23 protein-coding genes and 1 pseudogene are annotated in these 26374 nt (G+C 69.5%); 13 read left to right on the forward strand and 11 right to left on the reverse strand.

The annotated features are described in order from the left end of the window. Positions 1–22: 22 nt before the first annotated feature. Together AB0383_RS02915 and AB0383_RS02920 are read right to left on the reverse strand one after the other, a co-directional pair. The gene (locus AB0383_RS02915; protein WP_364170708.1) at positions 23–946 is read right to left on the reverse strand and encodes an ABC transporter substrate-binding protein; all 924 of its coding nucleotides are present in this window, start codon (positions 944–946) and stop codon (positions 23–25) included. 253 nt (positions 947–1199) lie between these two features. Then, positions 1200–2630 (reverse strand): M20/M25/M40 family metallo-hydrolase, encoded by a 1431-nt coding sequence (locus AB0383_RS02920; RefSeq protein WP_364169663.1) that lies wholly within the window; start codon positions 2628–2630, stop codon positions 1200–1202. Between the two features lie 352 nt (positions 2631–2982). Between AB0383_RS02920 and pdhA the strand changes: the two genes are divergently transcribed. The 3 genes from pdhA to AB0383_RS02935 are packed head-to-tail and all read left to right on the forward strand — an operon-like array spanning position 2983 to position 6567. Continuing rightward, complete coding sequence (gene pdhA / locus AB0383_RS02925) at positions 2983–4221, forward strand: pyruvate dehydrogenase (acetyl-transferring) E1 component subunit alpha (protein ID WP_366184753.1); 1239 nt, start codon at positions 2983–2985, stop codon at positions 4219–4221. Then, on the forward strand, positions 4221–5213 hold the full coding sequence (locus tag AB0383_RS02930; RefSeq protein WP_366184755.1) for an alpha-ketoacid dehydrogenase subunit beta: 993 nt from the start codon (positions 4221–4223) through the stop codon (positions 5211–5213). The genes pdhA and AB0383_RS02930 overlap by 1 nt, the downstream gene beginning before the upstream one ends. A gap of 16 nt (positions 5214–5229) precedes the next feature. Beyond that, entirely contained in the window at positions 5230–6567 is a 1338-nt protein-coding gene (locus AB0383_RS02935; RefSeq protein ID WP_366184757.1) for a dihydrolipoamide acetyltransferase family protein, read from the forward strand. A gap of 48 nt (positions 6568–6615) precedes the next feature. Here AB0383_RS02935 and AB0383_RS02940 read toward each other — a convergent pair whose 3' ends face one another. The 5 genes from AB0383_RS02940 to AB0383_RS02960 form a co-directional block, all read right to left on the reverse strand. Next, complete coding sequence (locus AB0383_RS02940; protein ID WP_366184759.1) at positions 6616–6948, reverse strand: hypothetical protein; 333 nt, start codon at positions 6946–6948, stop codon at positions 6616–6618. Beyond that, positions 6945–7127 (reverse strand): hypothetical protein, encoded by a 183-nt coding sequence (locus AB0383_RS02945; RefSeq protein ID WP_366184761.1) that lies wholly within the window; start codon positions 7125–7127, stop codon positions 6945–6947. The genes AB0383_RS02940 and AB0383_RS02945 overlap by 4 nt, the downstream gene beginning before the upstream one ends. A gap of 12 nt (positions 7128–7139) precedes the next feature. Continuing rightward, positions 7140–7526, reverse strand: coding sequence for a hypothetical protein (locus AB0383_RS02950; RefSeq protein ID WP_366184763.1), 387 nt, complete (start codon positions 7524–7526; stop codon positions 7140–7142). 15 nt (positions 7527–7541) lie between these two features. After that, positions 7542–7913 carry a hypothetical protein gene (locus tag AB0383_RS02955; protein WP_364169683.1) on the reverse strand — a complete coding sequence of 124 codons (372 nt, stop codon included), beginning with the start codon at positions 7911–7913 and terminating at the stop codon, positions 7542–7544. A 69-nt stretch (positions 7914–7982) separates the two neighbouring features. Continuing rightward, the gene (locus AB0383_RS02960; RefSeq protein WP_364169686.1) at positions 7983–8972 is read right to left on the reverse strand and encodes a LuxR C-terminal-related transcriptional regulator; all 990 of its coding nucleotides are present in this window, start codon (positions 8970–8972) and stop codon (positions 7983–7985) included. Positions 8973–9101: 129 nt separating this feature from the next. Between AB0383_RS02960 and AB0383_RS02965 the strand changes: the two genes are divergently transcribed. From AB0383_RS02965 to AB0383_RS02975, 3 genes are all read left to right on the forward strand, one after another. Then, positions 9102–9668: a TetR/AcrR family transcriptional regulator gene (locus tag AB0383_RS02965; protein ID WP_364170710.1), complete on the forward strand. Its 567-nt coding sequence runs from the start codon at positions 9102–9104 to the stop codon at positions 9666–9668. Positions 9669–9682: 14 nt separating this feature from the next. Beyond that, on the forward strand, positions 9683–11614 hold the full coding sequence (locus AB0383_RS02970) for an ABC transporter ATP-binding protein (RefSeq protein ID WP_366184902.1): 1932 nt from the start codon (positions 9683–9685) through the stop codon (positions 11612–11614). A 74-nt stretch (positions 11615–11688) separates the two neighbouring features. Then, positions 11689–12333, forward strand: coding sequence for a TetR/AcrR family transcriptional regulator (locus AB0383_RS02975; protein WP_366184766.1), 645 nt, complete (start codon positions 11689–11691; stop codon positions 12331–12333). Between the two features lie 44 nt (positions 12334–12377). Here AB0383_RS02975 and AB0383_RS02980 read toward each other — a convergent pair whose 3' ends face one another. Both AB0383_RS02980 and AB0383_RS02985 read right to left on the reverse strand, forming a co-directional pair. Next, on the reverse strand, positions 12378–13565 hold the full coding sequence (locus AB0383_RS02980) for a GGDEF domain-containing protein (protein ID WP_364169691.1): 1188 nt from the start codon (positions 13563–13565) through the stop codon (positions 12378–12380). 313 nt (positions 13566–13878) lie between these two features. Beyond that, positions 13879–15138 (reverse strand): MFS transporter, encoded by a 1260-nt coding sequence (locus tag AB0383_RS02985; RefSeq protein ID WP_366184768.1) that lies wholly within the window; start codon positions 15136–15138, stop codon positions 13879–13881. A 342-nt stretch (positions 15139–15480) separates the two neighbouring features. Here AB0383_RS02985 and AB0383_RS02990 point away from each other — a divergent pair, with 342 nt between their 5' ends. Beyond that, on the forward strand, positions 15481–17376 hold the full coding sequence (locus AB0383_RS02990) for an FAD/NAD(P)-binding protein (protein ID WP_366184770.1): 1896 nt from the start codon (positions 15481–15483) through the stop codon (positions 17374–17376). Positions 17377–17409: 33 nt separating this feature from the next. Here the strand turns inward: AB0383_RS02990 and AB0383_RS02995 are convergent, their stop codons facing one another. Next, a complete protein-coding gene (locus AB0383_RS02995) occupies positions 17410–18729 on the reverse strand; it encodes a PQQ-binding-like beta-propeller repeat protein (protein ID WP_364170713.1) in 1320 nt (439 codons plus the stop codon). A 243-nt stretch (positions 18730–18972) separates the two neighbouring features. Between AB0383_RS02995 and AB0383_RS03000 the strand changes: the two genes are divergently transcribed. Next, complete coding sequence (locus AB0383_RS03000; RefSeq protein ID WP_364170715.1) at positions 18973–19539, forward strand: hypothetical protein; 567 nt, start codon at positions 18973–18975, stop codon at positions 19537–19539. 171 nt (positions 19540–19710) lie between these two features. Here the strand turns inward: AB0383_RS03000 and AB0383_RS03005 are convergent. Next, a pseudogene (locus tag AB0383_RS03005) lies at positions 19711–20057 on the reverse strand (3,4-dihydroxy-2-butanone-4-phosphate synthase); the annotation flags it as partial. 204 nt (positions 20058–20261) lie between these two features. Here AB0383_RS03005 and AB0383_RS03010 point away from each other — a divergent pair. From AB0383_RS03010 to AB0383_RS03030, 5 genes are all read left to right on the forward strand, one after another. After that, positions 20262–21542 carry an acyl-CoA dehydrogenase family protein gene (locus AB0383_RS03010; RefSeq protein ID WP_366184772.1) on the forward strand — a complete coding sequence of 427 codons (1281 nt, stop codon included), beginning with the start codon at positions 20262–20264 and terminating at the stop codon, positions 21540–21542. Further along, on the forward strand, positions 21539–22543 hold the full coding sequence (locus AB0383_RS03015; protein ID WP_364169701.1) for a phosphotransferase family protein: 1005 nt from the start codon (positions 21539–21541) through the stop codon (positions 22541–22543). The genes AB0383_RS03010 and AB0383_RS03015 overlap by 4 nt, the downstream gene beginning before the upstream one ends. Positions 22544–22649: 106 nt before the next feature. Beyond that, positions 22650–23687, forward strand: coding sequence for an LLM class flavin-dependent oxidoreductase (locus AB0383_RS03020; RefSeq protein ID WP_360585743.1), 1038 nt, complete (start codon positions 22650–22652; stop codon positions 23685–23687). Further along, positions 23684–25255, forward strand: coding sequence for a long-chain fatty acid--CoA ligase (locus tag AB0383_RS03025; RefSeq protein WP_366184775.1), 1572 nt, complete (start codon positions 23684–23686; stop codon positions 25253–25255). Before AB0383_RS03020 ends, AB0383_RS03025 begins: the two co-directional genes overlap by 4 nt. Further along, a complete protein-coding gene (locus tag AB0383_RS03030; protein ID WP_364169710.1) occupies positions 25252–26370 on the forward strand; it encodes an LLM class flavin-dependent oxidoreductase in 1119 nt (372 codons plus the stop codon). Before AB0383_RS03025 ends, AB0383_RS03030 begins: the two co-directional genes overlap by 4 nt. Positions 26371–26374: the final 4 nt, after the last annotated feature.

Consider the following 26374-nt stretch of genomic DNA (forward strand, 5'->3'; position numbering starts at 1 on the left):
GAACTACGTCCTATCTGCGACCTCAGGACGCCGGGTTGATCTCCGAAGTGGTGACCGCGCCCGCACCGGACAGGCCCCACTTGTCGAGGATCTTCTTGTACGTGCCGTCGTCGATCAGCGCCTGCACGGCCTGCTGCACGGCCTTCGTGTAGTCGCCGCTGTCCTTCTTGAGCACGATGCCGTACGGCGCCGTGTCGTACGGCGCGCCGAGGACCTCCAGCGCGCCGCCAGTCTGCTTCACGGCGTAGTCGATCACCGGGGAGTCGGCGAGCTCGCCCTGCACGCGCTTGGCCGTCAGCGCCAGGTTCACGTCGGTCTGGGCCTGCAGCTGCGTGACGTCGATGGCGGGCTTGCCGGCCTTGACGCAGGCGTCGGAGCGCGTCTGCAGGTCGTCGACCTGCGTGGTGCCCTTCTGCACGCCCATCTTCTTGCCGCACAGGTCGTCGAGGTTCAGGCCGTCCGGGTTGCCCTTCAGGACGGCGAGCGACGTGCCGGCCTTGTAGTAGCTGACCATGTCGACCGTCTGCAGCCGCTCGGGGTTGATGCTGAACGACGACATCGCGAGCTCGTACTTGCCGGCCTGGATGCCGGGGATGATGCCGTCGAAGGCGGAGTTCTGGAACTCCATCTTCAGCCCCAGCTTCTGCCCGATCGCGGTGCCCAGGTCGACGTCGAACCCGGTGACCTTGCCGCTCTCGTCCTGGAACTCGTTGGGCGGATAGCTCTGGTCCTGACCGACCAGGATCTTGCCGTCGCTGGTGACCGAAGCCGGCACCATCGCGGCGAGCTTGTCGTCCTTGGCCGCGGCTGGGATGTCCGACGAGCCCCCAGGAGCCGCCGCCGACGAGCTTGCACTTCCCGCATCGCCCGCGCCACTGCCGCCCGCGCCGCAGGCGATGGTCAGGCCGACCAGCGCGAAAGCCGGGAGAAGGGCGAGCGCCTTCATCTGGTGTCCTCGGGCCACTTCGTCACTCCTCGTAGTTCTCAACTGTCGAGAGCACGCATATTGCCACTCGAAAGCGGGTAAGCACAGCACCTGTACGTTACGGCGCAGTTTCACCCTACGCAGTCGTGACTCCCGGTATCAGCTGAGACGCGAAAAGTGTGTGGTCCAAACCACAGGGCGTCTACTGTGGAGCACCCGCGGTGGGGAAAGCCCCGGCACCGACCAACCGGCGCCGGGACTTTTCGCCACAACCTCAGCTCCGTGCGTGCGCGTCCAAGATGTGCGCGACGGCCTCCGTGACCTGCTGCGCGTAGTCCAGGTTCAGCCACTCGTCCGGCACGTGGATGTTCGAGTCGGCGCCGCACGCGCCCGTGACCAGGAACTGTGCTTGCGGGTACTTCTCGCCCAGCAGGCCCATGAACGGGATCGACCCGCCCATGCCGGCGGCGCGGTGCGGCCGGCCGAACACCTCGTCGCTCACGCGGCGCAGCGCCGTGGTGAGCCACGGCGCCTCCTCGGGCGCGTTCCAGCCGTTCTCGGCCTGCGCGTCTTCGTGGATGGTCACCGAAGCGCCGTACGGCACGTCCGTGGTCAGCACGCGCTTCACGGCTTCAAGTGCCGGAGCCGCCTCGGCCGTGGGCGGCAGGCGGAAGCTCAGCGTGAGCGTGGTGCTCTCGCGCAGCACGTTGCCGGCGTTGGCGGGCAGCGGGAAGCCGTCGGCGCCGATGATCGACAACGTGGGCCGCCAGTAGTTGTTCAGCAGCAGCTCCAGCGCGTCTTCCGACATCGTCCGACCGCCGCTGACCAGCGGGAACGCGGTCCGCAGCTTCTCGGGCGCCACCTCGGCCACGGCCTCGATCTCGGCCAGCCGGCTCGCCGGCACCTCGACGTTGAGCTCCGCCAGCTTGATCTCGCCGGTCTCGCCGCTCTCGATGCGCTCCAGCAGCTGCCGCAGCACGCGGAACGACGAAGCGACCACGCCGCTGGCCAGGCCGGAGTGCTGGGCCGTCGCGAGCAGCTGCACGGTGACGGTGAGGTGCAGCATGCCGCGCAGGCTCGTGGTCAGCCACAGCCGCTCGTAGTCCATGCCGCCCGCGTCGAGGCAGACGACGAGGCCGACCTCGCCAAGGCGCGAACTCAGGTGCTCGACATACGCGGGCAGGTCGGGGCTGCCCGACTCCTCACCCGTCTCCAGCAGCACCACGGTGCGCGCGTGCTCGCCGCCGGCCGCGTGCACGGCCTCCAGCGCGGACACGGCCGCGTAGCCGGAGTAGCCGTCGTCGACGGAGCCGCGGCCGTAGAGGCGGCCGTCGCGGATCACCGGCGTCCACGGGTCGAGGCCCTCGGACCAGCCGCCGACCGGGGGCTGCTTGTCGAGGTGGCCGTACATCAGCACGGTCGGCTTGTCCGTGGCGCCCGCGGTGGCGGGCACGTCCACGAACAGCAGCGGGGAACGCCCCTCGAGCTGCACGACCTCGATCGACACGCCCGGCAGGTCACGCCCGGCGATGAACGTCTTCACGTGTTCGACGGCCGCGGCGAGGTGACCGCTCGCGGCCCAGTCCGCGTCGAACGCCGGGGACAACGCCGGGATCGCGACGAGACCGGACAGGCTCGGCACGACGTCGTTGATCCACGTCGAGACGACGGTTTCACGTACGGATTTCTGTTCCACGCCGGCCATCCTGCCACGGTGACCGACGTCACGACCGCCGTCGAGGTCGTGAAACCCGCCACCCGGACGCGACCGGTGCCCGACCGGTGACGCCTGGTGGGCAGCGGTGCGGATTCCCGATCATCGTCCGTCCCATACTCGGATCTCCCAGCGTTTTGCCTGTTCAGGCGCCCGGATCTCAGCAACAAATCAGCATCCGCGGTTCACCATCACGCGCGGCTTCGTGCCAGGATGGCGGCGAGAACCGTCAACGCCGACGGTGGCCAGGCGCCCCGAATCCGGGGCGTAGGTCCCCGCCGGTGCAGTCGCTGTGGCCGCCACAAGCGGCCACCGCGGCGCCGACACCGAGGAGATACTGCGCATGCCGTCCGAACAGTGGACGCACCCCGAACCTGGAGACGGGCCCGCCGCCGTAGCGGCCAAGCCCTCGCCCGAACAGGTGATCGCGGGTCTGCGAGCAACGAGCGAAGGTGGCGCTGAGCTGACTCAGCTGCTCACCCCCGAAGGTCAGCGAATCCCGTCGCCGCGGTTCGACAAGTACGTCGCGGACGTCGACGACGAGGTCCTGCGCAACCTGTACCGCGACATGGTGCTGGTGCGCCGCGCCGACCGTGAGGCCAACGCGATGCAGCGCCAGGGGCAGCTGGGGATCTGGGTCCCGCTGCTGGGCCAGGAGGCCGCGCAGATCGGCTCCGGCCGCGCGCTGAAGCCCACGGACATGGCGTTCCCGAGCTACCGCGAGCACGGTGTCGCGTACACGCGTGGCGTGGACCTGCGTGAGCTGCTCGGCATCTTCCGGTGCACGGACCAGGGCGGCTGGGACTTCGCCGCACACCGTTTCCACCCGTACACGATCGTCATCGGCAACCAGGTGCTCAACGCCGCCGGGTACGCGATGGGGCAGAAGTTCGAGGGCAAAGTCGGCGACGACGACGGTGAAGCCACGATCTGCTACTTCGGCGACGGCGCCACTTCGCAGGGCGACGTGCACGAAGGCTTCGTCTGGGCCGCCGTCTACGACGCGCCGCTCGTCTTCTTCTGCCAGAACAACCAGTGGGCCATCTCCGAGCCGACCGAGCGCCAGTCGCGCCTGCCGCTGTACCAGCGCGCCCGCGGCTACGGCTTCCCCGGCATCCGCGTGGACGGCAACGACGTGCTCGCCTGCCTCGCCGTCACCCGGTGGGCGCTGGAGGAGTGCCGGCACGGCAACGGCCCGGTGCTGATCGAGGCCTTCACCTACCGGATGGACGCCCACACCACCACCGACGACCCCACCCGCTACCGGCTCTCGGACGAGCTGGAGGAGTGGAAGCTCAAGGACCCGATCGAGCGCGTGCGGGCCTACCTCGCGCGCGGCGGCGGTGCGGACCACGACTTCTTCGACCAGGTTCAGGCCGAAGCCGACGAGTTCGCGACGCAGCTTCGCGACTACACGTTCAACATGCCTGAGCCGCCGCCCGAGCGGATCTTCGCCAACGTCTACGCCGAGCCGTCGCCGGTTCTCGACGCGGAGCGGGAAGAGTTCCTGTCCTACTTGGACGGTTTCGCTGCCGAAGAGTCGCTTGCGGGCTCGAGCGTTCGGCACAGGGGTGAGCACTGATGGCCGAACCGCAGAAGCTCACAATCGGCAAGGCCATCAACCTCGGCCTTCGCCGTGCGATGGAAGAGGACCCGAAGGTCCTGATCATGGGTGAGGACGTCGGCAAGCTCGGCGGCGTCTTCCGCATCACCGACGGCCTGCAGAAGGACTTCGGCGAGCAGCGCGTGCTCGACACGCCGCTGGCCGAGTCGGGCATCATCGGCACCGCCGTGGGCTTGGCCGTGCGCGGGTTCCGGCCCGTGTGCGAGATCCAGTTCGAGGGGTTCATCTTCCCCGGGTTCGACCAGATCTCCTCGCAGCTGGCGAAGCTGCACTACCGCACGCAGGGCAGGATCAAGATGCCCGTGGTGATCCGGGTGCCGTTCGGCGGCGGGATCGGCGCGGTGGAGCACCACTCGGAGTCGCCCGAGTCGCTGTTCTCGCACATCGCCGGCCTGAAGGTCGTCTCGGTCTCCAACGCGGTCGACGCCTACTGGGGCATCCAGGAGGCCATCCGCTCCGACGACCCGATCCTCTTCTTCGAGCCCAAGAAGCTCTACCACTCGGGCGCGCTGAAGATGGAGGTCGACACCGACACCTCGCCGGGCCGCGTGTTCGGCTCGCGCGTGGTGCGCGAGGGGACCACCGCGACCGTCGTCGCTTACGGTCCGTCGGTGAAGGTGGCGCTCGACGCCGCCGCGGCCGCCGAGGACGAGGGCAAGTCGCTCGAGGTCATCGACCTGCGCACGCTCTCGCCGCTCGACCTGGGCCCGGTGTTCGAGTCGGTGCGCAAGACCGGCCGGCTGATCGCCGTGAGCGAGGCGCCGTCCGAGTCCTCGCTGACCTCGGAGATCGCGGCCCGCGTGCAGCAGGAGTGCTTCTACTCCCTCGAGTCCCCCGTCCTGCGCGTCGCCGGTTTCGACACGCCGTACCCGCCGGCCAAGCTCGAGGAGCACTACCTCCCCGACCTGGACCGGGTGCTGCACGCCGTCGACCGCTCGCTGAACTGGTAAGGGGGAACTCGCTGAAATGCCTGAGTACAAACAGTTCCCCCTGTCGGACACGGCAGAGGGGCTGACCGAGGCCGACATCCTCGCCTGGCACGTGAAGCCGGGCGACGCGGTCACGGTCAACCAGATCGTGGTCGAGGTCGAGACCGCCAAGGCCGCTGTCGAGCTGCCGATCCCGTGGGCCGGGGTGATCACCGAGCTGCTCGTCGAGGTGGGGCAGACGGTCGAGGTCGGGGCTCCGTTGCTGACCTTGGACGTGGATCCGGACGGGAAGGCGGCGCCGGCCGCTGCTCCGGAAGCTGCGGCCGAGGAGGAGATGAAGCCGCTGGTCGGCTACGGCTCCAAAGCGGTGGAGACGAAACGGCGGGCGCGCAAGGCCGCTGCGGTGGCTGTTGCTGCTCCGCCGGCCCCCGCGCCGGTGGCTTCCGCTCCCGTGGCTCCGGTGGCTCCGGCTCCGGTGGCTCCTGCTGGTGGTTACGTGCCGCTGGCCAAGCCGCCGGTGCGCAAGCTCGCCAAGGACCTCGGCATCGACCTCTACGCGCTCACCGGCACCGCCGACGGTGGCGTCATCACGCGTGAAGACGTCGAGCGCGCGGCCAACGGCTCTGCCCCGGCAGCCGCCGTGGCGTCCACTGGGGACACCAGTTACGACGCTGCCACCCGCGAACGTCGCGTCTCGATCAAGGGCGTCCGCAAGGCCACCGCCGCGGCGATGGTCCAGAGCGCCTACACGGCACCGCACGTCACGGAGTTCCTGACCGTCGACGTCACGCCGATGATGGAGCTGCGCGAGAAGCTCAAGAAGTCGCGTGAGTTCAGCGGCGTGAAGCTCACGCCGCTTGCGTTCGCCGCCAAGGCCGTGTGCCTCGCGGCGAAGCGCACGCCCGACGTCAACGCGGTGTGGGACGAGGCGGCGCAGGAGATCGTCTACAAGGACTACGTGCACCTGGGCATCGCCGCGGCGACCCCGCGCGGGCTCGTGGTGCCGAAGATCTTCGACGCCGACGCCATGTCGCTCAAGCAGCTGGCCGTCGCGCTGACCGAGCTCACCGACGTGGCGCGCGAGGGCAAGACCACGCCCGCGGCGATGGTCAACGGCACGTTCACGATCACCAACGTCGGCGTCTTCGGCGTCGACACCGGCACGCCCATCATCAACCCGGGCGAGTCGGCGATCCTGGCGGTCGGCGCGATCCGCGACACCCCCTGGGTCGTGGACGGCGAGATCAAGGTCCGCAAGGTGATGCAGCTGTCGCTGAGCTTCGACCACCGCGTGGTCGACGGCCAGCAGGGCTCGGAGTTCCTCGCCGACGTCGGCGCGCTGCTCGCCGACCCGGCCGTGGCGATCACGTACTGATCCGTTCCGGCACGGTTGCGGCCCGGTGGTTTCCGGGCCGCAACCGGTTCACCGGATCCTGCGCCACAGGCCGCGCAGGACCCCACCGCTGGCTTCGATCGCCGTCGGCGGACGGCGGCGCGCCGCCATTTCGTCCAGCAGGCGGCCGAGTTCCTGCTGGTAGTCGACGAGCAGCGCCTTCACCAGCTCGTGGCGGACCGCCGGATCGAAGTCGGCGTACTGCGCGAACGCGGCTTCCCGGTACTTCTGAGCCGACACCAGGAACAGGTCCCGGTCGGACGCGGTGATGAGTCCTTCGGCCAGCAGCTGTCGCAGCCGCACCGCGGCCGGCCGCTCCACGACCGTGCGCACGAGCCCCTCCAGCTCTTCCGTGCCGGTCATCGCCGCCGCCGGTCGGCCATGATCTCGGCTTCCGCGGTCACCTCGGCGATGTTGAGCGCCACGCGGATCTCCTGGCGCTTGACCACGACCTTGCGGTGCGCGGTCGCCGCGAGCTCCACCGCCTTCTCCAGCGGCCGCCGCTCGACCTCGGCCCCGGTCCTCCTGATCAATTCGGACATCGCAGTTCCTCTCTAGCTCCGCAGCAGCCTGGCGATTTCCTGCTTCATCTCCGCCGCCAGGGCCTCGGCGAGCGTCGCTTTCGCTTCCGGGTGCCAGTAGGGATCGGCGTCCACGCGCGCCATGGCGGTGTAGAACCGCTCGATGGTCATCGTTTGGAGCTTGATCCGCCGGTCCACCCGCTGGCCCTGCAGCTCCACTTTGATCTCGGAGTAGGTCCGCGCGACCACCACCACGACCGAACGCACGAGCGCGGCAGTCGGGAAGCCGAGCGCGTGGGCGATCGCGCCGACGACGACCTCCGCGAGATCGGCGTCCCCGCTCGCCGGCAGATTGCCATTCGTGTCCTGCACTTCGAACGCCACATTCCGGCCGCTCGGCACCAACTCGTTGCCCGCCAAGATTCACCGCTCCGTTCAGAAAACCAGAAAACAAATGACGACAACCACGATGGTTGACACCGCGGTCAGCAGGATCCCCTGGAGAAGGCCGCTCACCGCCACGCCGAAAACCAAGTCCACGACGAACAGGTCGAGCCGGCTGTCTCGGTGACCACCGCGGGCTTTGCGTTGCCTGCTCAGCAAACCCGTGATGGGCAAGGCCAGCAGCCGGCGCAGCGCCCGGCCCGCACCCGAGGCACCTTTGAGTGATTCGAATGCGGAGATGAGCAACCACTTTATGAGCGGAACAACGATGAACTTGGCAATTCCGATCGCGACGAAGAACCACCAGAGGGCGATGAGAAATTCGAGCAGAACACTCCACACGGAGCCGTTTTCCACGCGCACGGAACCATGTTATCCGCGATACCACAACGATTCTCTCGGCGCGAGGAGGAAAAATATGGCGGCCCCTGTTCATCCCGAGGATGAGCCGCCTCGCTCACGGGCGTAACCGAGGTAGGTGGAGACCTCCTCGACGACCGTCGAACGGCTTTTGGCGCCGTACTTGCGCAGGATGCTGCGCACGTGGGTCTTCACCGTGGAGCGGGCGACGTACAGCTGTGCGGCGATTTCGCCGTCGCTCAGGCTCATCAGCTCGACGACGTCACGCTCTCGCCGGCTCAGCGAGTCGAACCGCGCCGCGGCCTCTCGATAACCGGCGAACTCGATCTCCGCCGAGTCCATCTGCAGCCGCTCGCACTCGCGCACCAGGTCACGCGCCCGTGCGCCGAGCCGGTGGCCCTCCGACTCCAGTTCGCTCGCGAGCTGCGCCGCCGCCTGCCAGACCACGGCGACCCGCTCCACGACCAGAGCCGACACCGTCTGCCCGAGCACGCGCTCGGCGGCCGGCCGGTGCCCGTCGTCGAGCTGGGCCAGGAGCTCGCGGTCCTCGTCCTCGGCCGACAGGATCCGGGCGACCACCTCGGCGAGCCACTCCAGCGCGGCGAGCTCGGCGTCGCCGTAGCTGTCGGCGGTGTAGGTCTGGGCCGAGACGACGCCGATCACCTCGCCGGTGTGCGTGCGGCGCATCGGGACGACGAGCGCGTCGGCCGAGCGGCGTTCCTTGTCGCCCCAAGGGATGCCGCGGTTGAGGATGGCGCCGCCGTCGGTGCGGTAGGCGTAGGAGCGGTTGTGGGCGCGCACCCAGCCCGTCGGGCCTTCGGGGTTGACCGGCCGGACGCCCGGGAGCGCGTACTCGGCGCCGTCGTACTGGTAGGCGTAGAGCACGTGGCCGGCGTCGCGGAACAGACCGACGAAGAACGCGTCGAGCCGCAGCGCGCCACTGACGATCTCGCGCAGCTTCGCGTACAGCGCGTGGTGGCTCTTCTCGGCCTCGGCCGACAGGACCTCGCGCGCCTGGCGCAGGCGTCCCACTGTGGGCTCGTCGAACGGCTTGCCGCGCACCGGCGCTCCTCGGGTCGGCGGATGTGCGTCCCTAAGTCGACAACAGGTCGCGCCGCGTTACCGAGTTGACGGAGTGAGCACTCACTCCGTAGCTTGGTCCGCATGGAGACGAGGAAACGTGCGCCGGGGATGGCGCCCGACGACCGCCGCCGGATGATCGTGCGCGCGGTGCTCCCGCTGGTCGTGGAACACGGCCGGGGGGTCACCACCGCGCAGATCGCCCGGGCGGCCGGCATCGGCGAGGGCACCATCTTCCGCGTGTTCACCGACAAGGACGAGCTGTTCGACGCGTGTGTGGAAGCCGCGCTCGACCCGGCGGAGGCGTTGGAGATGATCGGGGAGATCCCCAGTGAGCTGCCGTTGGAGAAACGGCTGGTGGAAGCCGTCGAAGCGCTGACCGCGCACCTGCAGCGGCTGGGTGCCGTGATGGGCGCGGCCCGGGCCGGCCGGACGCAGCCGGAAGAGATGCGCAACCGCAAGCCGCCGAGCGGTGACAGCCGGCGCAAGTCGTTCGAGGCGATGCATCGCGCCGTGCGGGAGCTGTTCGTCCCGGACGCCGACCGGCTGCGGCTGCCTGTGGACAAGGCCGCCGCGCTGTTCGTGAGCATGCTGTTCACGCACGGCCGGGCGCTGCCCGATGCGCCGAAGACCACCGAGCTGATCGACGTTTTCCTGCACGGCGCGGTGTCCGCGTGATCCCAGGCGGATTCATGCCGGGCGGACGGCCCGGCGGCCGGCGCAGACCGGCGCAGACGGTGCCCGACAGCGGCCTGACGGGGCCGGTCGACATCCCGGAACCCCCGCAGCCGGACCAGCCGAAAGACCTGAAGTCGCGGTTCATGCGGATGAAGACGTCGGTGTCCGGCACCGTCCGCGGCGTGCCGAAGGTCGTGCGGCTGACCTGGCAGGCCAGCCCGACGCTCACCATCCTGCTGGCGCTGGTCACGCTGCTGTCCGGCCTCCTGCCGACCGCCACGGCGTACATCGCGAAGCTGCTGCTGGACGCCGTGGTCGCCGCCATCCAGCACAAGGGCTCGATCGACGACATCGTGTGGATCACGCTGTTCCAGTTCGGCGTGCTGGCCGCGACCGCGATCAGCAGCGCGATCACGTCGATCGCGCAGACGCTCTTGCAAGAGCGGATGACGCTGACGATCCGGCACCAGGTCATGGACCACGCGAGCAAGCTGCAGCTGGCGTACTTCGAGGGCTCCACGTCGTATGACATGCTGCGCCAGGCCGCGCAGGAGGCGCCGACCCGGCCGTTGTCGATGATGAACTCGGCGCTGGGGCTGGTGCGCACGGCGATCACGTTCTCGAGCATGATCGCGCTGCTGGTGTCGATCAGTCCGTTGCTGGCGCTGGTGGCGCTGCTCGCGCCGATCCCGGCGTTCATCTCGCAGTCGAAGTACGGATCGCGCGCGTTCTGGCTGACGTTCCTGATGTCGCCGATCAAGCGGCGGATGGATTACCTGTCTTCGCTGGTCACGACGGATACGTACGCGAAGGAGACCAAGCTGTTCGGCCTCGGGCCGTACTTCGTGGAGCGGTTCCGGCGGCTCGGCCTCGTGTCGTACGAGCGGCAACGGCGCCTGACGGTTCGCCGCAACGTGAGCTCGACGTCGTGGGGGCTGCTGTCGACGCTGGCCGGCTCGGCGATCGCGCTGTACATCGCTATGGAGGCCGTCGGTGGGCGCCTGACGCTGGGTGACCTGGCGCTGTACACGGCCGCGGCGACGTCGGTGCAGGCGTCGGTTTCGGGCTTGTTCACGGCGTTTTCGGGGATGTACGAGAACAATCTGTACCTGGACACGTTGTACCGGTTCCTGGACACGGAGCCGGAGATCGTGGCGCCCGCCTCGCCGCGGCCCTTGCCCTCCACTGTGGAGGGACACATCCGCTTCGAGTCGGTGAGCTTCAGCTACCCGGGCGCCGAGGAACCGGCCCTGGACGGGGTTTCGTTCGAGATCCGGCCGGGCGAGACGGTGGCGGTGGTCGGCCGCAACGGCGCGGGCAAGTCGACCCTGTTCAAGCTGTTGTGTCGGCTGTACGACCCGACCGGCGGCCGCATCCTGCTCGACGGCGTCGACATCCGCTCGTACGACCCGGACGAGTTGCGCACCCAGATCAGCGCGATGTTCCAGGACTACGTGACGTACCAAGGAACGGCGGCCGAGAACATCGGCCTTGGCGACCTCCACCGGCTCGAAGACCGCCCCCACATCGAGGACTCCGCTCGCCGCGCCGGCGCCGACGAACGCATCGAACGCCTGCCGTCCGGCTATGACTCGCCTCTGGGCCGATGGTTCGACCAGGGCGTCTCGCTGTCCGGCGGCGAGTGGCAGAAGATCGCCCTCGCCCGCGCCTTCCAGCGCGAGGCCCCGATCCTGATCCTCGACGAACCGACGTCCGCCCTCGACGCCCAGGCCGAACACGACCTGTTCACGCGCCTGCGGTCCCTCGCGGCCGGCCGCACGACGCTGTACATCTCGCACCGCTTCTCCACGGTCCGCCAAGCCGAACGCATCCTCCTGCTGGACCACGGCAAGGTCGCCGAGTACGGCACGCACGAGGAGCTGATGGCGGCCCAGGCGGGATACGCCGAGCTGTTCACGTTGCAGGCGCAGGCCTATCTGGTGTGATGAGCACGGGGTCGGGCCGGCGAAGTCCCCACGCTGGAATGAAGGACGAGGAAATACGCGAGGTGAACACACCGATGTCGAGCCCCGCGCAGCGTGGGAGGCCGCGGAAGTTGCCCGTGGCGGAGCAACGCGACCGGGTCGTGCGGGCGGCCACGGAGGCCTTCGCGCGGCATGGGTTCGAGGCGGCGACGATCGAGGAGATCGCGAGGGCCGCGGGGGTGTCGCGGCAAGCGGTCTACGAGCAGTTCGGGGAGCGGAAGAACCTGTTCGCCGAGGTGGTCGGGGCCGCTGAGGAGAAGGCGTTCGAGGCGATCGGGGCGCCGGCGAGGGATGCGTCGGAGCCGGATCTGCGCGCGTGGGCGAGGGCGAATTACGCCAACATGTTCCGGTTCGTCGAGGAGGACCCGCACTCGTTTCCTGTCCTCAGAGAGGCCGAGCGGGCGGGGAATCCGGCGCTGACGAGGCTGCGGGAGCGGCTGGCCGTGATCTACGCGGAGGCGAGCCGCAAGCGGTGGGCGACGTACGGGGTGGACTCGGGGCGGGCCGACAAAGCGCTGGTGACGCTGTACTTCGCGATGACCGAAGCGTTGGTCCAAGTGTCCTGGGAAGGTGACCCGCCGGCCCAGGACGCGTTGGTGGACCTGCTCACGGAGTTCACCGTCGGTGGGGTGCTGAGGCTGCAGACCCAGGCGGCGGATGTGATCGAACGGCTGCGGTAGTCCGGCCGGCTCGGGGGAGGAAGCCGGCCGGACCCCGTGCCGAGCTACGCGACGGCCGCGAGCTCCCGGACCGGCGAAGAAACCGCGCCGATCACCCGGTTGCGGCCGCCGTGCTTCGCCGCATACACGGCGGCGTCGGCGGAAGCCATGACCTCGTCGACGCTCGTGCCGTCCATGGGGAACGACGCGACGCCGATCGACGCCGTGCGCTCGGAGATCGCGACGGCCTCGCCTTCGTTGGTGTGCGTCTGGATTACGAGTTCGCTGATCCGCTGGCGGATGCGCTCCGCCGTGATGATCGCGTCTTCCTTCGACGTCGAGGGCAGCAGCGCCACGAACTCCTCACCGCCGAAGCGGCCGACCAGGTCGTGGGCGCGCGTCTCCTGCTTGACGGCGGCCGCGACGGCCTTGAGCACGTCGTCGCCCGCGAGGTGGCCGAAGGTGTCGTTGATGGACTTGAAGTGGTCGAGGTCGATCATCAGCGCACCGAAGCTGCCGTTCTCGCGCTCGGCGCGGGAGATCTCGCGCTGCGCGCCGTCCTGCCAGGTGGTGGCGTTGAGCAGCTGCGTCTTCTGGTCCGTGGTCGCGAGCTCTTCGAGGCGCTTGATCAGCACCGAGCGCTGCAGCACGTACAGGGGCAGGATCACCAGCACCGACAGCAGCGGCTCGTTGGTGAGCACCATCGTCAGCAGGCCGCCGACGCACAGGATCGACGTCTCGAGGAGGTTGTCGTCCATGGTGCCGAGGCAGGACGCGGGGGTTGCCTTCGCCGGGTCGGCGAGGTACAGGCCGAGGCCGGTCAGCGCGGTGTTCACGACGAAGTAGCCGAGCGCGGCGGCGGCGACCATCGCGACACCCTGGCTGCCCGTGAGGTCACCGGCGAGCGCGGCGCCGAAACCGGACAGGATCATCGTCGTCGCGTTCGCTGCGACGCGGTGGGCTTCACCCGGACGGGTGCCGTTCCAGCTCCGGAACGCGAGGTAGACGTAGAGCAGAACGGCCAGCGCGGCCACGAGCTGCGGCGGCACCAGCAGCGCGGCGGGCAGCAGCCACACGGAGGTCACGTTGATGTGCGGGCCCCGGCTGAGCATCCGACGCTGGCGCTCGATCTGCCGGGTGATCTCGGTCTGGGCGACGGCCAGGCCTGTGATCAGCGCGAACAGCTCCAGCTGGGCCGCGGTGACCGGGACCAGCACGCTGCTCACGACCGCCAGGACCACGGCGACGACCATGCTCGTGAGCGTGACGGCGATCCACCGTCGCGGCCGCGACCACAGCGCCCACCCCTTGACCGCAGCGACCGCGCCCTGCCCAGACCGTTCCCCCGATGTGACCATTTTCCCCCCAAACCCTTGCGCGAATGTCCGGTGACACTCTCCTCACGCACAGTTTCGGGCCGTTTGCCGCCTGTCCACAAGGGCCTTAGGTGTGTACCTTTTTCCCGAACACGCCGGATGAAGGGTGACCAGCTATGCGTAGCAAGGACCAGTGACCGCGTAGCAGCACCGCAAGGTCGCGCAGGTCAGAGCCCACGCGCGGAGCATGTCACGCATGCTCGGCGCGTGTGGCTTCCTTCGCCGTACCCTCGCTCGTCCGGCCGGTGAACGTCCGCTGCCACATGATCGTTAGCGGAATCGTAATCAAGAGTCCGACGAACCCGAAGATCCCGACAGTCGTCTGGGCGGTCAGGTGGTCGGCGATCACTCCGCCGATCAGGGGAACCACGCCCATCGTGGTCGTCAGGCCCGTGTTGGACAGGCCCATCGTCTGCGCCCGGGTCTCGTCCGGCACCGCGACGGTCAGCGAGGCCGTGGCCTGCAGCAACGCGATCGTGCCGAACCCACCGGAGATCACGAACAGGATGATCGACGCGACGGGCCCCGGCTGCAGGAAGCAGAGCAGGAGCGGGATCGCGGCGAGCGCCGTCATCGGCCCGATCAGCTTCGGCCGCACCTCGGCGGGCACCCAGCGCGTATAGATGAAGGTGAAGATCACGCTGCCCACCGGATCGGCGGCCAGCAGCAGGCCGATCACTTCGGGGCCCCCGCCGGACGACGCGACGTAGGGCGCCGCGATGCCCTCGTACACCGGCATCAGGCCGGCCAGCCAGGTGAACAGCATCAGCGAACGCAGCGCCGAGCTCGCGAAGCCGACCTTGCCGCCCGCGCTCAGCGACGCGAGGAACGGCTTGCGCTTCTCCCCGGTCGCGGCCGCCGGGCGCGGCTTCACGCCGAAGCGGACGAACAGGGCCGAGAGCACGAACGTGCCGGCGTCGAGGACCAGCGCCAGCCGCGGGTCGACCGCCAGCAGCAGCGCGCCACCGCCGGCGAAACCGAGCAGCTGCGCCGACTGCACCGTCATGCTGCGGATGCCCATGCCGACCACGAACCGGTCGCCTTCGAGCACCTGCGGCAGGAGAGCCAGCTGGGACGCCTTGAACGGCGGGTTCAGCAGTGAGACGCAGCCGACGAGCACACACAGGACCCAGAACGGCAGCCCGGGGATGGCCACCAGCAGGATCAGCGCGGCCCGCGCGAAGTCGACGGCCACCATCACCGTGCGCCGGGAGAAGCGGTCGGCGATGCCGGTGAGGAAGATGCCGCCGAGCAGGGACGGGAAGAACGTCAGCGCGTAGGTGAGGCCGGTGAGCGTGGCCGACTGCGTGGTGGCGTAGACCAGCACGGACAGCGCGACGCGGGCCAGCTGGTCGCCGGCGATCGACAGCAGCTCGCCGAACCACATCGCGCGGAACTCGGCGACCCCGAAGACCTCGCGGAACGTCACCCGTCCCGGTGCTGCCGTCATGCGTGCTTCTCCCCGACATTCGTGTGCGGACGGTTCCGCACGGTGATCAGGCGGTGACCTTAGGACCTCGTGGTCACGAGCCAATCACAAAACGTGAGTAGCCAAGGTCAGTGTCTCGTGACTGTTGGTGAATCTCTAGGTTCTTTCGCCGGTATCCAACGGGTCACAGACAGTTCTCCGAGTGTCCAGACCATAGCGCCGGGTACCGCCAAGATCACGAGGGTAGCGTGCTGTGGCCTGCGCCACACTCGCCCGGATGCCGCCCTGCGTAGTGCAGTTGCACCGGTGTCCGCACTGTGGGAGCGCCACTCCGTGGCCGCCTCACGGCGTAGCTTCGAGTCCGTGGCCGATCACCCGACGTTCACGCTCGCCGTCGTGGGCGCCGGACCTCGCGGGGTCGGCGTCCTGGAGCGGCTCTCCGTCAACGCACCCGAACTGCTCGGCGACCGGCGCTTCGTGGTGCACCTGATCGACCCGTTCCCCGTGGGGCCGGGCCGCGTGTGGCGCTACGAGCAGTCGCCGCTGCTGCGCATGAACTCCATGCCCGAGGACGTCACGATGTACACGGACGACTCGGTGCGCATGGCGGGACCGGTCGCGCCCGGGCCGTCGCTCATCGAGTGGGCCCGCGAGGTGCGTTCGGGCTCTTTGTCCTTCCCGGTGCCCGACGACCTGCGTGCGGAGTTCGACGCGCTCGCCGGCACGGACTTCCCCACGCGGCGGCTGCAGAGCCTGTACTTGAGGTGGTTCTACGAGAAGGTGCTCGCCGAGCTGCCACCGGGGATCGAGGTCGTGGAGCACGCGAGCTCGGCCGTCGCGATCGACGACGGGCCGCCGCAGCGCGTGCGCCTGGCCGATGGCTCCGAGGTGGCGGCCGACGCCGTGCTCCTGACCGTCGGCCACCTCGACGCGACGCCGGACTCGGGCGAGAGCGCTCTGGCGGCTTTCGCCGAGCGGCACGACCTGGCGTACTACCCGGCGGGCTACACCGCCGACGTCGACTACTCCGCCGTGCCGGCCGGTGAGCCCGTACTGGTGCGCGGCTTCGGGCTCGCGTTCGTCGACCTCATGCTCCTGCTCACGGAGGGCCGCGGCGGCCGCTTCGAGGATCTGCCGGGCGGCGGCCTGCGCTACCACCCGAGCGGCGCGGAGCCCGTGCTGCACGTCGGCTCGCGGCGCGGGGTGCCCTACCACGCGAAAACGGGGTACCGGTTGCGCGGGAAACCGTTGCAGCTGCCCAGGTTCTTCGATTCGTACGCGATCGAGGCGCTGTGCGCCCGGCCGGGACCGATCAGCTTCCGCACGGACGTGTGGCCGTTGATCGCGAAGGAGCTGGCGTGGGCGTATTACACGGAGCTCTTCACCGGGCACCCGGATCGCGTTCTGATGGATTTCGCCGTGTTCGCGGATCGGTTCGCGGATCTGGCGTGGGGGACGTCCGAAATGGACGCACTGGTTGTTTCGGCGGTTCCTGCCGAAGAGGATCGGCTTGATCTGGACCGGCTGGACCGGCCGTTCGGTGGCGAGCATTTCGAATCCGCGGAGGAATTCGCGAAGGCTGTCCGGGAGTACGTGGAAGCCGACCTTTCGCGTCGCGCGGACCAGCGGTTCAGCGCGGATCTCGGGGCGTTCATGGCGCTGTTGTCGGTGGTCGGACAGCTCCCGGCGTTGCTCATGACGGGTCGGCTTTCGGCGGCGTCGCAGGTTGCCGATATGGACGGCTGGTTCCACGGGTTCTTTTCCTACTACGCCAGCGGGCCGCCGCCGCGCCGGCTGGAGGAATTGCTCGCGTTGGCCGACGCCGGCCTGGTTTCGTTCCTGGGCGCGGATTTGCTGGTGTCGGCGGACGAAAACACCGGGGAATTCGCCGCGTCGAGTTCGAGCTTTCCCGACGTGGTGCGAGCCCGGACGTTGATCGAGGCGCGGCTGCCGGAAGCGAGCGTGCCGCGCGTATTCGACACGCTGCTGCGCCAGATGCGCGACGCCGGGACCCTGACCGAGGAAACCGTCCCCGACGCCCTGGGTGACGACCAGCCGTCGGGCCGCATCGCCACGCGCATCACGGACTCCCGCCTGCTCGACGCCGCCGGTACCGCGCACCCGCGCCGCTTCGCCATGGGCGTGCACACGAGCATCCGCTCGCCGGGAGCGTTCACGCGCCCGCGGACGAACGCGATCATGTTCCGTCAGAACGACGCGCTGGCAAGGGAACTGCTGCAGCTGGAACCGGAGGCCTGACCACCGCGAAGGCCGGCGCGGTGGCCGGACCGATCACTTCTTGACCGGATACGCCTTGGGTGCGCCGTCCTCGTCTGCGGCGATGCCGGCGTACGCGCTGACCATGACGGGCGCGGCACCGACGCCGTCGGTGGACCGGTCCTTGCCGGTTTTGGCGTCCAGCACGATCGGCTGGCCGCCTTGGGTTTTGCCGTACAGGGCGCCGTGCCAGGCGACGGTGACGCTGGGCGCGACGCGGTTGGCGGCCTGGTCCGGCAGGCTCCACAGCTTGGCGGCGGTCTTGGCGTCGTAGCCGGTGAGCACGCCGTCTTCCTCGCACGTCAGCACGGACTGCTGGTCGTAGAGGCAGTCGCCGTAGGCCTGGGAGCCGAAGCCGTGCGCGCCTTCGATCTTGGCCTTCTCGGCGCCGGTGGCAGGGTCGAGGAACAGCAGGAAGGAATGGCCGGAGCCGTAGTCGGTGCGGTTGGCCACGACGAGCGCCGGATCGGCCTGGACCATCGTGAGCCCGTAGGACTCGCGCGCACCGATCCACTTCTGCTGTCCGGTGAGCAGGTCGAGCGCGGTGGCCTGGGTCATCGAGGAGTTCTCGGGCACGTTGAAGTCGGTGCCGACCAAGACGTCGCCGTGGAGGCTGCCGGCCACGTAGTCCTTGCGCTGCCACAGGGTTTTGCCGGTGGCCGGGTCGAGCGCGGCAGTGACGTGGTCCTCGTCCTGGCTGTAGCTCGCGACGACGGCCTTGTCGGTGACGGCGACGACCTGGGTGACGGCGTTGCCGGCGTCGGCGTACTGGTCGTCGGACACCTTGATGTCCGCTTGCCAGGCCTTGGTGCCGGTTTCCTTGTCGGCGGCGACCACCGACAGCGTGATGTAGGACGGGGTGGTGCCTTGTTCCGGCATGAGGACCGGAACGGCGCCGACCGCGAGCTTGTCGCCGACCGCCGGTGGGCGCGGTCCGGTCTCGTTCACGAACGGCGTGCTCTGGTTGTACGGGTCGCCGGGTTTGCCGGCGACCGCGACGGTCCACTTCTGCCGGCCGGTCAGCACATCCACCGCGTTGAGCGCGGTCGGCGTGATGATGTAGGCGGTGCGGTCGCGCAAGGTCGTGAACGTCGACACGACGTTGCCGGCCACGTTGGCGCGCAGTGCCTCGGCGGGCAGGCCGACGCCGGCGCCGGCGTCGAACGCGGTCGGTGGATCGGCGGTCTTGGCCGCGGGCTCGGTGGACGCCGGTTGCTGCGCGGCGGGTGTCGATCCGGACGACGCCGAAGCGGTGCCGTCGTTCGTGCCGCCGCCGCAACCGGCGACCGTGAGCGCTGTCCCCAAACACACCACGATGACCAGAGCTCGTCGCATGTGCGCCTGCCTTCCCCCAAGGTCCACTGCTTCGACCGCCGCACCATAGCCGAGCGGATGCGCGCCATGTGTCAGTTCACACGAATGTGTCACTATTTCCTGGTCATGGCCGTGTGTCGGCGAAGATCTGACGGCGAAACCCGCCTCCGGGTGCGGATTCGTCGGGGCTTTCCGATTCCGCCCCACCGGCTGTCCGCGGTCCCTTACCCTCCGGATGTTCTTCCTGATCCGAAAGGTGCCCTCATGTCCGCTCGTGCACTTCTCGTCCTGACCACGGGCGCTGCCCTGCTGATCGCCGGATGCTCGAGCGGCGTCGCCGGCTCGGCGGCACCGGCTGCGTCGAGCCCGGCTCCGGTTTTGTCGAGCAGCCCGCCCGCGGCTACCCCGTCCGCGCCGCCGTTGAGCTCGACGCAGCCGGCCACCTCGTCGTCGGCCACGTCGTCGCAGCCGGCGACCTCGGAGAAGTCCACCGCCGGCGCGATCGCGCGCTACGAGACCTTCCTGCACGCGGTCGGCAAGGAGGACCTCGCCACGACGTGCGAGATCGCGGCACCGGCCGCCAAAAAGGCTCAGGACGAGGGCTGGGGACCGTGTGAGAAGACGTTCCCGATCACGTTCCAGATGATCTCCACGACCCAGAAGCAGGCCCTGCGCAGCGCGACCGTCGACCGGGGCCGCGTCACCGAGTCGAGCTCCACGAAGGTCGAGATCCCGGCCGCCGCGGTGCGGGCCAGCGTGAAGTTCACCGACAGCGATCTCGGTGACGCCACCCTGGAGTACCGCGGCGGCCAGTGGTTCGTCACGGACTGAGCCGGAGTCCGACGAACCGGCCGCCGCAGCTGGTCCACGGTCATCGCGGCGATGTACAGGTCGGTGGCGTGGTGCGCGAGGAGGGCGAGCGCCGCGGAGTCGCGTGCGGCGGTGGCGCTGATGGTGGTCAGGTTGGCACGGAAGCTGCCTGACCCGCTGAGCCGACCGCGTGATGGTGTGTGCGCGGTCTGCCGCGGAGATGCCGGCTTCGATGCCGGCGGCGGCGTCGACCGACACGGTGTAGGCAGTGCCCGCGGGGTCTTCGTTGGCCTGCACCATCGGCGGCAGCAGCAATCGGTCCGCGATCTCCGGAGTCATCGGCGCGCAGACCAGGCCGCTGGTGTGGCGCAGGTAGAAGGCGAGGGCCTGGGGTGTGGCGTGTTCGGCGGCCATGACGAGGTCGCCCTCGTTTTCGCGGTCTTCGTCGTCGACGACGATCACCGGCCGGACCGGAGGTCCAGGAGCGCGGCGGCGACGGTGTCCAACCCGGACGAAGGGCGAAGTTGTGCGGGGATCATGGCCGCCGACTTCAAGGTCGCGATGTCCCGATCACCGGGACGAGCCACTCCACCGTCGGGTACCGGCTCCCGTCGGGTGACCCTCGATTGCGCCGTGTGGAGCAGCCGCTGTGGAAATCCACAACGGCCCGCCGTCGCCCGGCTGGTTCGCCCGCCGCGCCCTTCCTAGCGTGAGGGGCGTACGGCGAACCGGAAGGGCGGCAGATGACCTGGGACTTCTCCACGGAACCGGAGTTCGCGGCGAAGCTGGACTGGGCGCGGGAGTTCGTGCGCGCCGAGATCTACCCGCTGGAGGTGCTGGGGCTGGACCACGCGGGGTTCCGGCGGGTCGCGACGCCGTTGCAGCAGGCGGTGAAGGACAACGGCCTGTGGGCTGCGCACCTGGGGCCCGAGCTCGGCGGCCAGGGCTACGGGCAGCTGAAGCTCGGCCTGTTGCACGAGATCCTCGGGACCAGCGAGTACGCGCCCTACGTCTTCGGGTGCCAGGCGCCGGACTCGGGCAACGCGGAGCTGCTGGCGATCGCGGGGACCGAGGAGCAAAAGAGGCGCTGGATGCGGCCTCTGCTCGACGGCGAGCTGCTCTCGGCGTTCTCCATGACGGAGCAGGGCACCGGGTCTGACCCGCGGCAGTTCACGACCGCGGGGCGGCTCGAAGGCGACGAGTGGGTGCTCGACGGCGCGAAGTGGTTCGTCGGCAACGCGTCGCGGGCGGATTTCCACATCGTGATGGCCGTGACGGAGCCCGACGCCGATCCGTACCACCGGATGTCGATGCTGATCGTGCCCACCACCGCGCGGGGGATCACGACGCGCGAGATCGGGCTGATGAACGACCCGGACCACAAGAACGCCATCTGGTCGCACTGCGAGGTCGCCTACGAAGGCGTCCGCGTGCCGAAGGAGAACCTGCTGGGTGAGCGCGGTGAGGCGTTCGCGTTGGCGCAGAAGCGGCTCGGACCCGGGCGGATCCACCACTGCATGCGGTGGGTGGGCGTGTGCCGGCGGGCGTTCGACATGTTGTGCGAACGCGCGGTGAGCATCGACGTCCACGGGGGACCGCTCGCGGACAAGCAGACGGTGCAGAACTGGGTCGCCGACAGCGCCGCGCAGATCGAGTCCGCGCGGCTGTTGACGCTGCAGACGGCGTGGCGGATCGACCAGGTCGGCGCGCAGGCCGCGCGCACCGAGATCGCGATGATCAAGTACCACGGCGCCACGGTGCTGCACGACGTGATCGACCGCGCCATCCAGGTCCACGGCTCGCTCGGCTTCTCCACGGACATGCCGCTGGAGCAGATGTACCGCTGGGCCCGCGCGGCGCGCATCTACGACGGCCCGGACGAGGTGCACCGCGTGACCGTCGCGCGGCGGCTGCTCAAGCAGTACCAGCCGGCGAAGGTGCCGACGGAGCACATCCCGACGCGGCGGGCCGCGGCGCTGGAGAAGTTCCGCGACCGGCTCGAAGAGTTCACGGCGGCCCAGTGAGCACACGGCTGCTGGACCGGCCGCTGGCCGGCTGGCTCACCGCGCACACGGGCGACCCCGGGCCGTGGGAGCTGCGGAAACTGACCGGCGGGAACTCCAACGAGACGTGCCTGCTCACCGGCGACGGCACCAGTTACGTCCTGCGCCGGCCGCCCGATCACGCGTTGTCGGCGTCGGCGCACAGCGTCGCGCGGGAGCACCGGCTGCTGACCGCGCTCGCCCCCACGGCAGTCCCCGCACCGAAGCCCATCGCGTTGTGCGAGGACCCCAAGCAGACGCTGGCGCCGTTCCTGGTGATGGAGCACGTGGCCGATTCGGTGTCGATCACGGGCACGCTGCCCTACCCCGCGCAGGACCTGGCGCAGGTGGCCGACGAGGTCGTCGACGCGCTCGCCGCCGTCCACACGCTCGACTGGCAAGCCGCCGGGCTGACCGGGTTCGGGCGGCCGGAGAACTTCCTCGATCGGCAGGTCGAGCGCTGGTACCGGCAGTGGGAAGGCATCGCGCGGCGACCGCTGCCGGCGATGCCGAAGATCGCCGCGTGGCTGGAGCAGAACAAGCCGGAGCCGAGTGAGCCCGCGCTGCTGCACGGCGATTTCCACCTCGACAACTGCCTGTTCTCCGTGCACGAACCGCGTCTGAAGGCCGTGATCGACTGGGAGATGGCCACGATCGGCGATCCCCTGCTCGACCTGGGGTTGCTGCTCGCGTTGTGGGGTGGCCGCGGTAGTGCGATGCCTGCCATCCAGGGCGTCTCCCGGGCCCCCGGCGCGCCGCCGCGCGAGCACCTGCTCCAGCGCTACGAGCACCTCGTCGGCCGCGAGCTCCCGCAGATCCGCTACTACCAGTGCCTCGCGCTGTTCAAGCTCGCCGCGATCGTCGAGGCCGCGTGGTCGCAGTTCCTCACTGGAGAACTCGCCAGCGCCTACGCCGCCGCGCTGGAGCACGACGTGCCCGCGCTCCTCGACGAGGCCCTCGACACGGCGGGGGTGACGCCGTGACGTTGGAGCGAGCCACAACGGCCCGCGCGATCGGGGCTGGCCTGCCGCCGGCCGGGGCTGAGCACGGTGGGAGACAACCAGCCGCTACGTCGACAAAGGAGACGGCGTGACCGAGCAAAGCGTCAATTTCGGGCTCTGGTACGACTTTCGCAATCCCGAGCAGTGGTTCCGGCCCTTTTCCACGCTGTACCGCGAGGCGCTGGACCAGCTCGCGTGGGCGGAGAGTGTCGGGATCGGCTCGGTCTGGCTGACCGAGCACCACTTCTGCGAGGACGGCTACACGCCCTCGCCGTACACGCTGGCCGCGGCGATCGGCGAGCGCACGAAGACCATGCGCATCGGCACGAACCTCGTGATCGCGCCGCTGCACAACCCCGTGCGCCTCGCCGAGGACGCCGCGACGCTGTCGCTGCTCACCGGCGGCCGCTTCGACCTCGGGCTCGGCCAGGGTTACTGGGCGCCGGAGTTCGCGGCGTTCGACCGCAACCTCAAGCACCGGCCGAGCCTGCTCGAAGAGAGCGTCGCGGTCATCCGCCAGGCGTGGTCGGGTGAGGAGAAACCGTTCGAGGGCAAGCGGTTCTCGCTGCCGTCGGTGCGGATCACGCCGAAGCCGGAGGTCCTCCCGAAGCTGCTCGTGGGCGCGATGGCCGACCCGGCGATCGAGCGCGCGGCCCGCATCTCCGACGGGTTCCTCAGCACCCAGAACGTGCATCAGCAGTCCTATTTGGACGCGCTGGACCGTGTGGGCAAGTCCTCGGCCGACGGCCAGATCTTCGCCGGCCAGTGGGCCGTGATCGCCGAGGACCCGGAGCGCGAGTGGGCGCGGATCGGGCAGTACGCGTTGTACCAGCTCAACAACTACATCGAGTGGGGCGCGTTCGGTCCGCCCGACGTGGTGCCGAAGTTCGAGAACGCGGACCAGATCGTCGAAGGCGGCGCGTTCCAGCTGTGGGACGTGGCCACGGCCGTCGACGAGCTGACCGCGCTGCTGAAGGACAAGCCGCAGATCAAGGACGTGCACTTCTGGGCGCAGCTGCCGGGCGAGCCCGTGGACAGCGGTTCGGCGCGCATCGAGCTGCTCGCCACGAAGGTCGTGCCGCAGGTGCGGGAGCGGCTGGGCGAGAAGGCGGGGGTGGCGGGGTGAACCAGCCGCTCGTGCTCACCGACCTCCTGCACCGTGCGCGGGAGTTCTTCCCCGCCCAGGAGATCGTGGAGTACGGCGGCGGTGCCGAGACGCACCGGTACACCAACCGGGACTTCCACGAACGCGTCGTCGCGCTCGCCGGAGCCCTGGTCAGGCTGGGGGTGCGGCCCGGTGACCGGGTCGCCACCCTCGCCTGGAACCACCACCGCCACCTCGAGCTGTACTTCGCCGTGCCGCTCGCGGGCGCCGTGCTGCACACGGTGAACCTGCGGCTCGAGCCGACAGAGATCGCGTACGTGCTGGGCCACGCCGAGGACGTTGTGGTGTTCGCCGACCTGTCGCTGCTGCCCCGGCTGGAGGCGGCTCGGGCGGAGCGGCCGGAGCTGCTTGTCGTCGCCACCGACGGCTCCGCGCGTGGGGTACTCACCTATGAGGACGTCGTAGCCGAGGGGCCGCCGCTGGAGAACCCGCCGCAGATCGACGAAAACGATCTCGCCGCGCTCTGCTACACCTCCGGCACCACGGGTCCCCCGAAGGGCGTCGGCTACTCGCACCGGTCGCTCTACCTGCACACCTTCGCCGCCTGCCTCGCCGACGGCCACGCGATCAGCGAGCGCGACACCGTGCTCCACGTCGTGCCGATGTTCCACGCCAACGCGTGGGGCATCCCGTTCGCCGCGCTCATGACGGGCGCGAAGCAGGTGCTGCCCGGACCCCACCCGGTGCCGGCCGAGATCGCGACGATCGTCGAGGCCGAGCGCGTGACCTACACCGGCATGGTGCCGACCGTCGCGGCCGATCTCGTCCGTCGCGTCGCCGCGACCGGCGCCGACCTGAGCAGCCTGCGCGCGCTCGTGCTCGGCGGCTCGCCCCCGGACGACGAGCTGCTGCGCGCCCTCGACGAGCTCGGCATCCCGTCGTTCCAGGGCTGGGGGATGACGGAGATCTCGCCGATGGGCACGTTCTCGCGGCCACTGCCGACCGTGACGGATCCGGCCGAACGGCGCCGCAGCGTCCGCAAGCAGGGCCGGCTGCTGCCCGGCCTGCACTGGCGGCTCGTCGGCGAAGACGGCACCGACCGGCCTCACGACGGCGTTTCGCGCGGTGAGCTGCTGATCCGCGGGCCGTGGGTCGCCACGCGGTACTTCCGCGACGAGCACCCCGACAGCTTCGCCGACGGCTGGCTGCGCACCGGTGACATCGCGACCATCGACGCGGACGGGTACCTGGAAATCGTCGACCGCGCCAAGGACCTGATCAAGAGCGGCGGTGAGTGGATCAGTTCCGTCGCGCTGGAGCAGGCGCTCACGGCCAACCCCGCCGTGGCCGAGGCCGCCGTGGTCGCCGTGGCCCACGAGCGTTGGCAGGAACGGCCGTACGCGCTCGTCGTGCTCGAACCCGGCCGTGCGGACACGTCGGCGGAAATCCTCGCTGACCTGCGTGAACGCGTGCCGCGCTGGTGGCTGCCCGAGGGCGTGCTCGTGGTCGGGGAGCTGCCGCGCACGAGCGTCGGCAAGATCGACAAGAAAGTGCTGCGCGCGAAGGTGGCCGCGGGTGGTGCCGGATGAAGTTCGGCGTCTTCTACGTCCTCGAGTGCCGCGATCACGACTTCCGCCGCGCGTATGAGGAGATGCTCGCGCAGATCGCGTACGCCGAGCAGCTCGGGTTCGACGAGGTGTGGCTCGCCGAGCACCACGGCAGCGACTACGGCTCGATGCCGTCGCCGCAGGTCGCGGCCGCCGCGGTGGCCGAGCGCACGAGCCGGATGCGCATCGGCATCGCCGTCAGCAACCTGACCTTCGACTGGCCCGTACGCGTGGCCGAGGACTACGCGATGGTCGACGTGCTGTCGAACGGCCGGCTCGATTTCGGCGCCGGCCGCGGGTACCAACCGGGCGAGTTCCACAACATGGGCGTCGGCGACCGCCAGGACGTGAGCCGCGAGGTGTTCGACGAGGCGCTGGAGATCGTGCGCGGCCTGTGGAGCAAACGCGCGGGCGAGCCGTTCTCCTTTCACGGCAAGCACTTCGACCTGACCGAGGTCGACTGCCGGCCCACGCCGGTGCAGCGCCCGACCCCGCCGATCTACGTCGCGTCGATCAGTCCGGAGACGTTCCACCTGGCGGCCGCGCAGGGGTACAACCTCCTGGTCACGCCGACGTTGATGACGTTGCCGGAGCTCAACCGGCTGGTGGTGGACATCAAGCGTTCGCTCATCACCGGCGGCCGCGACCCACTGTCGCTCGACTTCCCGATGAACTGGCAGGTCCACCTCGCCGACACCACCGAGGAAGCACTCGCGAACGTCGCCGAACCGCTGTCCTGGTACTACCGCCACGTGCTCGACCTCGTGCCGAGCGGGCCACGGGCACCGCACACCTACGAGCGTTACGCGGAACTCGTTGCCGCGTCGGAGGAATCGGGCGGGCCGACGCTCGAGGGGCTGCGGGAGAGCGGCGTGGTCTACGTGGGTGACCCGGCCGGGCTGGTCGCCGAGATCGAGACGCTGTACGAGGAAACCGGTCTGCAGCACCTCATCTGCTGGATGCGCATCGGTGGCCTCGCGCACGAAAAGGTGCTGCACTCGCTGGAACTGTTCGCCGAGCACGTCCTGCCCCGCTTCCGTGACCGGCCGCCGGTCGTGCCGCGGGCGTTGCGCGCCGAAGTCGCTGCCATCCATTGAGTTT

Origin of the sequence: Amycolatopsis sp. NPDC051373, assembly GCF_040689465.1 — a bacterium.
GTDB lineage: Bacteria > Actinomycetota > Actinomycetes > Mycobacteriales > Pseudonocardiaceae > Amycolatopsis.

What these genes read in the sequence shown, in the direction of transcription:
- AB0383_RS02915 (WP_364170708.1), bottom strand. Translation starts at nt 946, where the DNA reads ATGAAGGCGCTCGCCCTTCTCCCGGCTTTCGCGCTGGTCGGCCTGACC.
- AB0383_RS02920 (WP_364169663.1), bottom strand. Translation starts at nt 2,630, where the DNA reads ATGGCCGGCGTGGAACAGAAATCCGTACGTGAAACCGTCGTCTCGACG.
- pdhA (WP_366184753.1), top strand. Translation starts at nt 2,983, where the DNA reads ATGCCGTCCGAACAGTGGACGCACCCCGAACCTGGAGACGGGCCCGCC.
- AB0383_RS02930 (WP_366184755.1), top strand. Translation starts at nt 4,221, where the DNA reads ATGGCCGAACCGCAGAAGCTCACAATCGGCAAGGCCATCAACCTCGGC.
- AB0383_RS02935 (WP_366184757.1), top strand. Translation starts at nt 5,230, where the DNA reads ATGCCTGAGTACAAACAGTTCCCCCTGTCGGACACGGCAGAGGGGCTG.
- AB0383_RS02940 (WP_366184759.1), bottom strand. Translation starts at nt 6,948, where the DNA reads ATGACCGGCACGGAAGAGCTGGAGGGGCTCGTGCGCACGGTCGTGGAG.
- AB0383_RS02945 (WP_366184761.1), bottom strand. Translation starts at nt 7,127, where the DNA reads ATGTCCGAATTGATCAGGAGGACCGGGGCCGAGGTCGAGCGGCGGCCG.
- AB0383_RS02965 (WP_364170710.1), top strand. Translation starts at nt 9,102, where the DNA reads ATGGCGCCCGACGACCGCCGCCGGATGATCGTGCGCGCGGTGCTCCCG.
- AB0383_RS02970 (WP_366184902.1), top strand. Translation starts at nt 9,683, where the DNA reads ATGCCGGGCGGACGGCCCGGCGGCCGGCGCAGACCGGCGCAGACGGTG.
- AB0383_RS02975 (WP_366184766.1), top strand. Translation starts at nt 11,689, where the DNA reads ATGTCGAGCCCCGCGCAGCGTGGGAGGCCGCGGAAGTTGCCCGTGGCG.
- AB0383_RS02980 (WP_364169691.1), bottom strand. Translation starts at nt 13,565, where the DNA reads ATGGTCGTCGCCGTGGTCCTGGCGGTCGTGAGCAGCGTGCTGGTCCCG.
- AB0383_RS02985 (WP_366184768.1), bottom strand. Translation starts at nt 15,138, where the DNA reads ATGACGGCAGCACCGGGACGGGTGACGTTCCGCGAGGTCTTCGGGGTC.
- AB0383_RS02995 (WP_364170713.1), bottom strand. Translation starts at nt 18,729, where the DNA reads ATGCGACGAGCTCTGGTCATCGTGGTGTGTTTGGGGACAGCGCTCACG.
- AB0383_RS03000 (WP_364170715.1), top strand. Translation starts at nt 18,973, where the DNA reads ATGTCCGCTCGTGCACTTCTCGTCCTGACCACGGGCGCTGCCCTGCTG.
- AB0383_RS03010 (WP_366184772.1), top strand. Translation starts at nt 20,262, where the DNA reads ATGACCTGGGACTTCTCCACGGAACCGGAGTTCGCGGCGAAGCTGGAC.
- AB0383_RS03030 (WP_364169710.1), top strand. Translation starts at nt 25,252, where the DNA reads ATGAAGTTCGGCGTCTTCTACGTCCTCGAGTGCCGCGATCACGACTTC.